Raw genomic sequence first — 12,807 nt, 5'->3', positions numbered from 1 at the left:
ATAATCACAATTATATAAACGTTGTACGCACACAGGACATTTTTTACAAGACTTTTTATGTAAATGACCGTACGATTCGTTTCTGCTTATAGAAATAATAAATGATCATCGCCGCTGCAGTCACTACCCAGGTGATCGGGTAGCAGGCAATAAGCTGCTCCAGTTTTCCGTTTGGCACAATAAACATCACCCAGATCACACGCAGAAGGCAAACGCCAACCAGCGTCATAATGGTCGTCACCAGCACGCTGCCCTGTGCGCGCAAAGAGCCGGAATAAATCTCGATAAACGCGAACAGCCAGTAGGTAGGCGAAATGATCCGTACCATACGCATTCCGATCTGCACAACACCGGCATCCGATGTAAAAACGCCGAACAGGTACTGCCCGACAAATACGATCAGCGCGCTGAGCGCCATCTCAGTTCCCACTGTCATCAGCAGGCAGTCCCGCGTTCCCTTGCGCACACGATCCCACTTTCCGGCGCCGAAATTTTGTCCGACAAAGGTCGTCACCGAAATACCGAATGCTCCATTGATCATCCATACAATGCTGTCGATTTTTCCAAAAGCAGCCCATGCCGCCATTGTATCTACGCCAAGATTATTCAGGGATGCCTGCAGCAGCACATTCGAAATACTGTACATGCTCGACTGAATACCGGTGGGAAGTCCGATGCGCAGCATCTTGCCCAGCATATCCCTCTGTATCCGGATCTCGCCCAGCCGCAGTTCCATCTCCTCTGTATGGTACATCAGTGCGCGCGTAACCAGCATAGCGCTGACCGCCTGCGAAAACAGGGTTGCAGCCGCCACGCCGAGCACGCCAAGGCGCAGTCCAAGCACCAGCGCAAGGTCGAGCACGATATTGATAATGCAGCAGATGATCAGATAATACAGCGGCCTCCTGGAATCGCCGATCGCACGCAAAATTGCGGAACCCATATTGTAAACCAGCACAAACGCCAGCCCGGCAAAATAAATCCGCACATACATCACAGAATCGTGCATCAGCTCCTCCGGCGTGTTCATCTGCGCAAGCAGCATCGGCGTCAGCACCACGCCAGCCAGTCCGATCAGTATGCCGAACAAAATGGAAAACGCATAAGCGGTATGCAGCGCCTTCTGCAGCTCCTCCCGCTTCTTCGCTCCAAAATACTGCGAAATAATAACCGATGCCCCGGAAGTCAGTCCGGTAAAAAACCCGACCACCAGATTGATGATCTGGCTGGAGGAACCGCCCACGCTGGACAGTGCTTCTTTTCCCGCAAACCTGCCCACCACAACGGCATCCACCGTGTTATATAATTGCTGAAAAAAAGTGCCGATCAAAATCGGGAAGAAAAAGATCAGAAGCTGCTTCCAGATAACGCCTTCCGTAATCTTCTCCCCCATTCCGCTTCCGAGCGGTCTTTCGTGCACATCCTTGTGCTTCTCCTGTATTCCGTTCTGCAAATCAGACTGTCACATCTCCTTTCAACCGGCTGTGCCGGTCTCATGTAAGTTATATTTTTCTGCATTATACCACTTTTCCATGCAAAATCACAGTCTCTTTTGAAAAACGGATTATTTTTGAGCCATTCTCCTGTAAAACTCCTGCAATACAAAGAATGCCGGCTTTTTATAACTTTTATCGGCGGAGCACAACCCCTTCAGATTGTAGTAATCCTGAATGGCGGAAAGCCGTCTGGGGCAGCGGAAATCGTAAAGGATCCAGGGGGTCATGCCCTTAATATAATCGCTCTTTTCCAGCGTCTCCACCTGTCTTTCATACACATATGCCTGACAATCCTCTGAGAACTTGTCCGCAATGGTTCCCCGTTGTCCCGGTCTGGCATCCGCGCCAAACTCCGTAATGACCACCGGTTTGGCGGGATGACTGTTCTTTAGCATTTCGGGAAGCTTTTCAAAATCCGGGGTATACCAGCCGCAATATTCGTTGATGCCGATAACGTCCAGGTAATCGCACAGGCGGTCACAGATCTGGTTTTTCTCCCCGTCCACCAGGCAGGCGGCGGACACCATTCTGGTATGGTCATAATCACGAGCCGTATTTGCCAGCTCTCCCATAAACGCCAGACGCGCATCCGTATCCGCATTCTCATTTCCCACAGACCAGATGATTACGCTGGCGCGATTGTAATCACGGCGCATCAGCTCCAGAAGCTGATTTTTTGCGTCAGCCAGCGTTTCCTTATTGTGGAATGCGATAGCCCAGTACACCGGAATCTCCTCCCACAGAAGAATGCCCAGCTCATCCGCCAGACGTGCGGTTTGCTCATTGTGAGGATAATGGGCCAGACGCATATAGTTGCAGCCCAGCTCCTTCGCAAGCTTCAGATTCTCCAGCCGCTCCTTGTCAGTCAATGCTTTTCCGTTTTCCACACTCTCCTCATGACAGCTGATGCCCCGCAGGAAAACAGGCTCTCCATTCAGATAAATCGTATTTCCTTCCGCCTTTATGGTACGGAAACCCATGCGGTCACTGACCAGATCCGCTCCAAAGCTGACCCGGATATCATACAGGACCGGATTTTCCGGTGTCCACAGTGTTGGCTTCGCCTCGATCCTGCACTGCCCCCTGCCATCCTTAACCGGGATTTCCTGCCGGATGCCAAGCCCCGGAATTTCCAGCTCTGCCGTTCCGCTCGTCATGTCTGAAAGCTTTAGCTCTGCTTCAATCACATTATAATCGGTATTGTCCGGTTCCAGATTGATCCGCAGATCCCGGATAAATATTTCCGGCACCCGGATCAGCTCAATATCACGATAAACACCGCCATAATTAAACCAATCCGTATTTTCCATAGGCACCTGCGTGCTCTTTCTCGTATTGTCACAGGTCAGCAGGATCCTGTTCTCCGTCTGTAAAAAATCCGTGATCTCCAGATAAAAGGGAGTAGATCCGCCCCGGTGCATTCCCACATACTGTTTGTTCAGAAACACCCGGCATACGTAGTTGGCCGCGCCGATTTTCAGAAACACCCGCTCCACCCCCTGCTTCTCATAGCGGAATCTTCTGGTAAACACGAAGCTGCCTTCATAAAGCTTATACGCTTCCTGCTGCATATTCCAGCAGCAGGGCAGCTTCATCACCGGCCACTCATCAAAGGAAAAATCCACGGGCAGCGTTCTTCCTTCCTCATCATAATACTGCTCCTTATACCAGTTGGCACGCAGACAGGTATCGTATTGATCCACGCCATAATGCCAGTATCCGTTCAGCGATTCCTTTTTCCTTCCGCCCTCATAGAGCATGGTTTCCCAGCCGGCCTTTTTTTCTTCATACTTTGCCGTATAATTTTCCAGATGAAGATCCTCCTGATAATTTCCGCTCTTTTCCTGTTCCATGGCACATATCCTCCTACCGCAAAATTTTCATCTCCGGTCAGCTTCCGGAGCACTTTGACCCACAATCATTCTGCTATTTTCTGATTAATTCCAGCCATTCCATCTGAATGCCAGGTTTCAGGATTTCTATGCCTGCCCGGTAGCAGCCCGGCTCCAGCTTCACTTTCACAAGCTTCAAAACGCAGAGCTTTCCGTGTGTTCCGTTGATCTGCACGATGCTGACCTCCTGTCCATTCAGAAGGATCCTGCACGTGGTCTGCATCTGTTCATTTCCCGGACACACGCAGCCCATCGTCACCCGAAAACTTCCGCCCTCCCGTACCCGGAAGCAGCCGCCTGCCGGAATGCGGATCCCATCTTCCAGAATTTCTTCTGAATCAGCTTCCTCCCGCGGAATTATGGTGCGTTCTATATATCCTGCCGTTCTTCCCTCCCGGAAGGCTGGCGTTTTCATCAGGAAACGGCAGATATTCTTTCCGCACTGCTGCAGCTCTCCCATCGTCAGTTCTCCGCCCTGCAGTTTCTCCAGCGTATCGTCTTCATGAACGTTGCTCTCAGCTCCGCTGTTGCGCACCACCATATACAGATCATTCCCGGCCCGTACCATACTTCCGGTCTGCTGGATCGTAGCCGTTCCTCCCGTTATAACATGATTCATCTTTGCCCACCAGTCGGTCATAAAGATGCCATTATATCCCCATTCCCTGCGGGCAATCGTTGTCAGCAGATCATAATTAGACGCGCTCCAGTGACCGTTGACAGGATTATAGGAGGTCATGATGGACTGTGCCTCTCCTTCCTTCACCGCAATTTCAAATCCTTTCAAATAAATCTCCCGCAGCGCGCGCTCCGATACCACTGCATCCACCATAGAACGGTCTTTTTCCTGGCTGTTGCAGGCAAAGTGCTTTACTGTGGCATGAACGCCGCTCTTCGCGATACCCCTTACGACGGCGGCTGCCATAGCTCCCGTCATCAGAGGGTCTTCTGAAAAATATTCAAAATTTCTGCCGTTGAGAGGATTTCTCCGAATATTTATACCCGGTCCCAGTAATGTATCGATCTGGTTAAGCACCATTTCCTGTCCTTCCAGAGCATACAGCTCCTCCATCAGCGGGACATTCCAGGTAGCCGCCAGAAGCGTTCCGATGGGAAGCTGGGTAGCTTTTCTGCCTCCTTCCATGCGAATGCCGGAAGGTCCGTCTGCCGCACACGCAACGGGGATGCCCCACTCCTGCAGTCTGTCCCCTACGCCGCCAAATGCAGATGCTGTTCCGGGCGTTACCATAGGACTGCTCATGCCCTCTGCACGCACCATCACTGCCAGATCCTCCGGACTCATCTGGCCGATAAATTCATCCAGAGAAGCGATTCCCTCACTGACCTGCTGCAAAGTAATACCACGGTCACCCGTGAAGGGGATCTCCTTCGGAAGACGTTCCAGAATCCTTTTTTTCAGATCCGCCTGTGCCAGCGGCACATCCTCAAAGGCCATTGCAAAACTGCCGTTTTTGCCCTCCGCACCCGGAACAATTCTCTGAAAAGGCTGCACCGGCGCCAACGCTTCCTCTAACTGTTCCAGTATCAGCGTCTCCTTTAACAGGAAGCATGGCGCGCCGTCAAAAAACACCTGCTGGTCCGTTCTGCAGCTATTGCCTGCATAAACATGATATTCCCCGCCTTCCAGCACCCAGCAGCTCCTGTTTCCCGTTACACCGCCATCATCATAGGACGCGAAATTCACGAACGGCACAGACAGACGCACCGTTTCCTGTCCGCCCGGTTCCAGTGTCCCGGTCTTAGCAAAACACGCCAGCACTCTGACCGGCTTTCCAAGCCTTCCCTGCGGCGCCTGCACATAAACCTGCACAGTCTCCTTGCCCCTCCGGTCTCCTGTATTTTTTACTGTCACTTCCAGTTCCAGTTTTTTTCCTTTTTCATCACAAATACCGTTTCCCGGCTCCAGAACAAAATCTGTGTAGGATAGTCCGTAGCCAAAAGGAAACATCACCCGTTCCGGGGCAAATGTTTCAAAGTAACGGTACCCCACGTAAATATCTTCCTCATAAATATTGCGGGTATCGCCCCCGTAGTTCTTTGTAGAAGGGTAATCTGCCAGATCTCTGGCAATCGTGTCTGTCAGCTTCCCGGAAGGAGTGACCGCGCCGCTCAGCACATCCGCCACAGCATTTCCACCCTCCATGCCTCCCTGCCAGATATACATCACCGTCTTCACAGAAGAAGCTATGCCGGATTCTTCCATCCATTTCATATCTATAATATTGGAGACATTCAGCAGCACCGCTACCTGATCAAAATGCGCGCAGACATCCCGCAGCATTCCCATTTCCTTTTTCGTGAGACGATAGCTGCCCTCCACATCACTGTTGTCCTTATCCTCCCCGGCGGTGCGTCCGATCACAATGACCGCCTTATTATTCGCGGCAGCGGCAGCTTCCAGCACCTGACGGCTCAGCTCCATTTCTTCCTGATGCCAGGGTTCCGCCGCCCAGCCTCCGCCGCCGTCATCAAAGGGGTGCTCCGCTATCCAGTCCTCATAGACCCCCGCCAGTTTTTCATCAATCGCAAAAACCTTCTGCGCCCGCAGTCCATCCAGAATGCTGACCGCATACGCCACATTTACCGCTCCGCCCGATCCCGTGCCGCTGCGGTAGGAAGCAATCTGCATTCTTCCAAACACTGCGACCCGGTCTTCTCCGGAAAACGGCAGCATATGATCATCATTTTTCAGAAGAACGATTCCCTCCGCCGCTGCTTTTCTGGCAAAAGCTGCGAGACCCTTCTTGGGAACCGCTGTCTTATTTATATTGTCCATCATCTCTCTCCTCCGTCAAAAAGGAGCTATTGCAAAATACCGTTTAAACATATTTTGCAACAGCCCCATCTTTTTATTTCCAACAGACTGTTATAATAGAATGTGCCTCTAATTGCATCCGGCAGGTCTTTCCCTCTACCATAAGTTCAAATTTCTGTTCCTGATCTGTGGCGTTCATCACGATCAGTACCATTTCCCCGTCCGGGTTGCGGAAGGCGCAGCACTCCAGATTATTGGTATATCTGGTTGTAAGCAGCCGCCTTGCACCACGTCGGATAAATCTGCTGAAATGACCTATATAATAATAGGACATCTTCACTTCCACCGTATCATTTTCCAAATCGCACATAACAGGCGCATCGCAGAAATTCTTCACATGGTTCGGTCCGCCCTGCTGATCCAGATATACATTCCAGTCAATAAATCCATTCATCCCCGCATTCAGGTCACCGATCAACCCGTGCGCATAGGATTCCGCAAAATCATGCTCCGTTCTTTTGGAAAATCCATTGTACTCCACGCAGCCTTCCGTAAAAATAATCTCCTTATCGGGATATCTGTCACGGACAGCCCGCAGCGCTTCAAAGTGATCCCCGGAATACCAATGGAATGCAATGCCCTGAATAGCCTGATATGCTTCTTCTGTGGAAAAGGTCTCCTTCGTCCGCTCAATGATCAGATCCTTGTTTTGATCCCAGATGTTCAGCTTTACCTGCTGATAACCGGCTTCATCCAATCGCTTTCTCAGATATCCGCAGGCAAACTCCCGCTCCTCCTCGCCGGAGAAAATACAGGATTCCCAGCGCTGAACAGCCACAGGCTCATTCTGCAGCGTCAGACGCGAAACGACAATGCCTTCCTTTTCATACGCCTGTACAAACTTCACGATCAGCCTGGCCCAGGAATCATAATATTCTTCCTTCAGCTTTCCGCCGTGATTCATCTCACCATTGGTCTTCATAAAGCCCGGAGGACTCCAGGGAGATGCCAGAAATGAAATCTCTTCGTTTTTCTCCTGCGCCGCCTTTATGAAAGGAAGGATATACGTCCGGTCTCCCTCTATGGAAAACGTGGTCAGTTCCCCATCCCCATCTTCCACATAGCTGCGGTTTCCCAAAGAAAAATCGCAGCTCTGGATATGGATCCGGCAAAGATTATAGTCGTTGCTGCCGGGGCCAAAATACAGCCCCAGCAGTTTTTCTTTATTCTCCGCCCCCATTCTGCTCCACACGTATGCGGAGGATTCTGTGAGCGCGCCGCCAAATCCCAGGATCTCCTGATATACTTCATCGGGATAGATTTTGATCAGATTCATCTCCGCTCTGGGACGATCCACAAATTCCATGACGGTTTTCTCAAAGCGTTTCGATGAACTTGTTGTGTAAACATCCATATACATGTTTTACTTACCTTCAAGTTTTTCTCTGTTCTTTGCCATCTTTTCATTGTAAATCTTCACAATGGCATCAAAGTTATTGTCCTCCCGGAATTTCTTGTGATCTTCCAGAATCTGGTTAAACTCTGTATCATCCTTGGAGCGAATCAGGCTGGTCAGAGTAGTATACCAGTTAGTCGTAATAGCGCTCAGGCTTCTGGCTTCCGCAGTACCCTGATCCGGTTTAATATTCTCAATAACAAACTGGGATTTCAGTTTTCCTTCGCCCCATTCCTGCATCTGCAGGGTAGCCTCCGGCTTATCGGCCGACAGATAATCATAACGGTCATGACCGAATACGATGAACTCAGACAGACGGTAGGTCTTCTTGAAGGCATCGTTGTCATTCAACTGCATCTCCTTTACTTCCGGAAGCAGCTCATAGAGACCCTCGCTGTTAATTTCATAGGTTTCTCCCTCAACACCGTATTTGCAAAGGATACCGCCCTCCGGAGAGATCAGGTAAGTAAAGAGTTCGATTGCCTTGATGGGATCCTTACAATCCTTAGTAATGTAGTTGATCATCCAGCCGGACAGTCCTGCCTGGTTCAGTGTCGGTTTGCGTCCCAATGTGCTCTGAGGTCCGTCAATCGCAATGTACTCGGCATCCGGATGTCCGCTTCTCCAAACCTGAAGCGGACCGGAACGCTGCGGTGTGCCGCCGATGAACACGCAGGCATATTTGCCGGCTTTGATCTTATCCTCATGGGAAGTTCCGTCATCAGAGAAATTATCGTCGCTGATATACCCCTTACGGTAAGCCTGGCTCAGAACATTGATCCATGTCAGATAATCCTCATCCATGTCCCTATCATACCAGGTTCCATCCTCATTTTCAACAGGTACGCCAAGGAAGTTCTGAAGATCCGCTTCCAGCGAACCGGCGCTGTCTGTCATGGAGTTGGAACCAAACGGTATCAGATCCGGATATTTTTCCTTAATCTGTCCCAGTACATCCAGAAACTGTTCCGGTGTTCCCATCTCCGGCTCACCCAGCTCTTCATAGACATCCTTACGGATAGCAAATGCTGTGGAAGCCTTCAGTGCGCCGCTGTCGTAATCAGCCTGACCATTGGAATAATCCGGATATCCATAGGTATTTCCGTCATCCAGCCTGAACCAGTTCAGTGTATCCGGCGCCGCTACCTCGAAGAAATACGGATCATATTTCTCGGCCAGCTCATTCAGCGGAAGCGCCCATTTCGCCGCGGAATTTGCCGCAGAGGAGCTTGCATCCAGAATCGTGATAATATCCGGCATTTCGCCGCCCGCAAAGAAGGTGTTCAGCTTGGTGTCATCACCTGTAATAAATTTTACATCCAGTTTCAGATCCTCTTTGATCTTCCTGGTAACTACGTCATTGCCCCAGTCGGTGTTCCACCAGTCTGCATTCACATACCAGGTCAGCTCGGTATTCTCCTTCTTGTCGAGCTGCCATGCCGGCGTGTTTTCATCCAGAGTATAACGATCCTCTGTCAGCTCCGGAATTTCACCAGACTTCTGGCTTGGCGACCCGCCACCGCCGCATCCGGTCAGAACGGCTGCTGCCGCCAGCGTTCCCGCCAGCATTGCTGCATATTTTTTGTTTTTTCTCATATTTATTTTCCTTCCTTTCATAAAAATTGCTTGTTTATTCTTTTACTGCACCCAGCATCATGCCAGATACAAAATGCTTCTGAAGCAGAGGATAGATAATCAAAATCGGTACAGTGGTAACCACGATGGTGGCAAGCTGCACGCCTCTGGCCGTAGAGTCGACCACCACGCCGGTGGGATTTCTCATGGTAGAGAGCTGCTGCTGAACGATGATCTCATACAGTTTCATCTGCAGCGGATACAGTGCCTGATTTGTGACATACAGCTTCGCAGTCATGAAGTCATTCCACTGGGATACGCCGTGGAACAGAGCGATGGTTGCCAGCGAGGGCTTGGACAGCGGAAGGATGATCGTCAGGAAGATCCTCCATGTTCCCGCTCCGTCAATCTTTGCTGACTCTTCCAGAGAGGCCGGAACCTGACGGAAGAAGTTCATCAGAATAACCATATCATAGTAACTGAACAGCGCCGGCAGAATATATACCAGGAAATTATCCAGCAGTCCCAGCGACTTAATCAATAAATAGGTAGGGATCATACCGCCTGAGAAAAACATGGTGATAACGCCCATCACCGTATACAATTTTCTTCCCCTCAGATCCGGTTTACTCATCCCATAGGCTACCATTGCGCAGAAAAGCACATGGCAGACAACGCCGATCACGGTTTTCAGTACAGAAATCACGAAAGCGCTCCAGATGCTTGCATCCTGAAATACGGCGCGGTAGTTATCTACAGAAAATTCCTGGGGCCAGAACACGCTCTTTCCGCTGGCTACTGCCGCAGAACTGCTGAAAGAGTTTACCACAACGTTCCACAGCGGCAGAACGACGATCGCGGTAACCAACACCAGCAATATCACATTAATTACGTCAAAAACCTTATCTCCGCTAAAAATTTTCTTTTTCACCATAATGATCCCCCTACAGTACTGACTGATCATTCAACTTGCTGGTCAGCTTGTTGGCGATCACCAGAAGAATAACCGAAACGATAGAAACACCAAGACCGGCAGCCGTTGCATAGGAGAAATCACCCTGTGAAAGACCCATACGGTATACATAGGAGTTGATAACCTCTGCTCTTGCCTGGTTCTGCGTATTCATCAATACCAACGTCTGATCCAGGTTGGAGTTTAAAAGACCACTGACAGTCAGAATAAAATTCAGGCTGATGATCGTCTTCATCAGAGGAATAGTAATGCTCCAGATCTGTCTTAATCTGCTGGCTCCGTCGATACGGGCCGCCTCATAGTAGGTAGTATCAATGCCTGCCATAGAGGCCAGATAAAGGATCGTCCCCCATCCTGTACTCTTCCACACATCCGACAGCACTGCGATCCACCAATACTTATCCGCATCCAGCAGGATGTTCTTTCCTTCCGATATAATTCCCAGCCCCATCAGAATCTGGTTAAACATACCGGTGGTAGACAGCCAGGTGATCAACATACCGCCAAGCACAATCCATGAAAGGAAATGCGGCATATAAGAAATCGTCTGCACGATTCTCTTGAAGGGGCCGTCCTTCAATTCATAAATCATAATAGCCAGAATAATAGGTGTCACAAATCCGATTAACAGCTTCAGAAGACTGATACCCAGCGTATTCACAACGGAATCCCAGAAATATTTATCCGTCAGGATGATTCTGAAATTTTCCAGGCCAACCCACCGCGCGCTGTCCAGCGTGTCCACTACCGTATAATTCTGGAACGCGATTTTCAGCCCGTAGATCGGTATGTAGTTGAATACGATCATAAAAATGATCCCCGGCAGTACCATCATCTGAAGCGGCATCTGATGCTTAAAATCAATACACCACTGTTTAATGCGGATACCCAAAGGTTGCTTTTGAACTTTTGATCCTTTTTCCCTCATTTTTTACCTTTCCTGCAGCAGTTACTACACCGCATCATTTAAAATTTGTTCACACTCCGCGCTCCGCACCGGTATCGAAACGTTTTTATATGATATTTCAATACTACCACATAAAAACGTTTTTATAAAGAACTTTTTTACAATTATTTATATAATTTTTATTTTTTGCTGTATATTTTTATAAAAACCTATTTATTTCATCCCAATTTTTCTTTTTTGCTTTGTGCATATCGCTTAAAAAACCTCATTTTCCATCTTTTTTTCGTCATTAAATTGTTAGGTTTTCACAAAATTGACCATTGAAAACAATTATCCAAGCCTCCGCCGCTCCTTCCATCTGCATATCGTAACATCGTACATTTTTTACAAAAGTACTGGATTTTTCTATTCCCTTATTGTATGATGTAGATAGGCGAAAAAACGTTTACAAGACAGTATAAAATTTTCATGGAGTAATAAAACGATTATGGTAAAGGTAACGATCAAAGACGTGGCAAAAGAAGCCGGTGTAGCAATTTCCACGGTATCCAACGCACTTAATAATTCCGATCTGGTAAGTGAAGAGACAAAGGCACGGGTTCTGGAGGCCGCAGAACGGCTGAATTACGTTCCCAATTTAAGCGGACGCTATCTGAAATCCGGAAAAAGCTATATGCTTGGTTTTCTCACCTCCAGTATTGGCGGCGATTATTTTACAGTCCTGCTCGAAGCCATGAGCGGCCAGTGCACCGATCTGGGCTACACGCTCAACATTCTGACCACCAGAAACAGCTCCGTCATCAAAAGTCAGATTTTAGGAAAACGTTTCGACGGCATTTTTGTCTTTCAGGGAGAGCGGATACAGGCTCCGGAGCTGGAGCTTCTGGAAAAGCACCATATCAAAACCGTATTTCTGGATCGCGCTTATAAAAGCGACTGCATTGGGAGCGTGGTTTTTGACTCTTACCATGCCGGTTATACCACGACAAAACACCTCATCAATCTGGGACATAAAAAAATCGGTTTTATCGAGGGCGCCAGGGATGTCTACGACAGCCAGGAACGAAAACGCGGTTATATGGATGCCATGAAGGAATGCCATCTTCCGCTGAACGAGAAATACATTCTGAAAGGGTACTTTGATGAGCTGCTGACATATAACGCAGTCAGTGTTTTTGTCAGAAACCGCGAATGCGAAATGCCGGATGCTTTTATCGGAGGAAATGACCTCAGCGCCATCGGCTGCATGAAAGCCCTGATCGATATGGGATATCATGTGCCTGAGGATATAAGCGTTATTGGATTTGATGATATCAGCATTGCCTCCTATTTTAATCCAAAACTATCCACCTTTAAAAACCCCATCAGCCTGCAGGGAATCACGGCTGCGAAAATGCTGATCGACATGATCGAACATAACAGCAGCGGAAGAACGGAACAGCTTCAGGGAAAGCTGATCTCCAGAGAATCTGCTGCCATCCTGTTAAAATAAGCTTCTCCGCCAGAGAGGAACATTTCTTTTCCAAAAGGGACCGCTGGTCAGATGCTGTATTTTTCTTATTAAAAAAACGCCCACCGGACGTTTTTGTCGTATGCATGGCAATTAAAAAACGCCGCCAGATTGTCAGAAACAGTCTGGTGGCGTTTGTGCATACAAAAGCATGCGCCGTTTTTATACCCGCGGGCAATGAGCCAGGCGCCGTGCTTGCGACACCCTGCAAGGGCTAGTCCT

Annotated in this window: 8 protein-coding genes; 1 reads left to right on the top strand and 7 read right to left on the bottom strand. The window is 49.0% G+C overall.

Annotation, left to right across the window (positions count from 1 at the left end):
- Window positions 1-55 precede the first annotated feature (55 nt).
- From ACLU9Q_RS04665 to ACLU9Q_RS04635, 7 genes are all read right to left on the bottom strand, one after another.
- A complete protein-coding gene (locus ACLU9Q_RS04665) occupies window positions 56-1,393 on the bottom strand; it encodes an MATE family efflux transporter (RefSeq protein WP_296831071.1) in 1,338 nt (445 codons plus the stop codon).
- Between the two features lie 171 nt (window positions 1,394-1,564).
- Window positions 1,565-3,349 carry a glycoside hydrolase family 2 protein gene (locus tag ACLU9Q_RS04660; RefSeq protein WP_296830978.1) on the bottom strand — a complete coding sequence of 595 codons (1,785 nt, stop codon included), beginning with the start codon at window positions 3,347-3,349 and terminating at the stop codon, window positions 1,565-1,567.
- A gap of 73 nt (window positions 3,350-3,422) precedes the next feature.
- Window positions 3,423-6,188 carry a glycoside hydrolase family 3 protein gene (locus ACLU9Q_RS04655; protein ID WP_296830975.1) on the bottom strand — a complete coding sequence of 922 codons (2,766 nt, stop codon included), beginning with the start codon at window positions 6,186-6,188 and terminating at the stop codon, window positions 3,423-3,425.
- Window positions 6,189-6,258: 70 nt separating this feature from the next.
- Window positions 6,259-7,584 (bottom strand): glycoside hydrolase family 30 protein, encoded by a 1,326-nt coding sequence (locus ACLU9Q_RS04650; RefSeq protein ID WP_296830972.1) that lies wholly within the window; start codon window positions 7,582-7,584, stop codon window positions 6,259-6,261.
- A 3-nt stretch (window positions 7,585-7,587) separates the two neighbouring features.
- On the bottom strand, window positions 7,588-9,216 hold the full coding sequence (locus ACLU9Q_RS04645; RefSeq protein ID WP_296830970.1) for a sugar ABC transporter substrate-binding protein: 1,629 nt from the start codon (window positions 9,214-9,216) through the stop codon (window positions 7,588-7,590).
- Between the two features lie 34 nt (window positions 9,217-9,250).
- Complete coding sequence (locus ACLU9Q_RS04640; protein ID WP_296830967.1) at window positions 9,251-10,129, bottom strand: carbohydrate ABC transporter permease; 879 nt, start codon at window positions 10,127-10,129, stop codon at window positions 9,251-9,253.
- 10 nt (window positions 10,130-10,139) lie between these two features.
- Window positions 10,140-11,096 (bottom strand): ABC transporter permease, encoded by a 957-nt coding sequence (locus ACLU9Q_RS04635; RefSeq protein WP_296830964.1) that lies wholly within the window; start codon window positions 11,094-11,096, stop codon window positions 10,140-10,142.
- 466 nt (window positions 11,097-11,562) lie between these two features.
- On the opposite strand from ACLU9Q_RS04635, the gene ACLU9Q_RS04630 reads away from it, so the two are divergent.
- Window positions 11,563-12,567, top strand: coding sequence for a LacI family DNA-binding transcriptional regulator (locus tag ACLU9Q_RS04630; protein ID WP_296830961.1), 1,005 nt, complete (start codon window positions 11,563-11,565; stop codon window positions 12,565-12,567).
- Window positions 12,568-12,807 lie beyond the last annotated feature (240 nt).

Origin of the sequence: Marvinbryantia sp., from assembly GCF_047017445.1 — a bacterium.
Lineage (GTDB): Bacteria > Bacillota > Clostridia > Lachnospirales > Lachnospiraceae > Marvinbryantia.
This window is presented reverse-complemented; position numbering and strand designations above follow the sequence as displayed.

Excerpts from the sequence above, each read along its gene's own strand:
- ACLU9Q_RS04630 (WP_296830961.1), top strand. The coding sequence starts at position 11,563 with ATGGTAAAGGTAACGATCAAAGACGTGGCAAAAGAAGCCGGTGTAGCA.
- ACLU9Q_RS04655 (WP_296830975.1), bottom strand. The coding sequence starts at position 6,188 with ATGATGGACAATATAAATAAGACAGCGGTTCCCAAGAAGGGTCTCGCA.
- ACLU9Q_RS04640 (WP_296830967.1), bottom strand. The coding sequence starts at position 10,129 with ATGGTGAAAAAGAAAATTTTTAGCGGAGATAAGGTTTTTGACGTAATT.
- ACLU9Q_RS04660 (WP_296830978.1), bottom strand. The coding sequence starts at position 3,349 with ATGGAACAGGAAAAGAGCGGAAATTATCAGGAGGATCTTCATCTGGAA.
- ACLU9Q_RS04645 (WP_296830970.1), bottom strand. The coding sequence starts at position 9,216 with ATGAGAAAAAACAAAAAATATGCAGCAATGCTGGCGGGAACGCTGGCG.
- ACLU9Q_RS04650 (WP_296830972.1), bottom strand. The coding sequence starts at position 7,584 with ATGTATATGGATGTTTACACAACAAGTTCATCGAAACGCTTTGAGAAA.
- ACLU9Q_RS04635 (WP_296830964.1), bottom strand. The coding sequence starts at position 11,096 with ATGAGGGAAAAAGGATCAAAAGTTCAAAAGCAACCTTTGGGTATCCGC.
- ACLU9Q_RS04665 (WP_296831071.1), bottom strand. The coding sequence starts at position 1,393 with ATGGGGGAGAAGATTACGGAAGGCGTTATCTGGAAGCAGCTTCTGATC.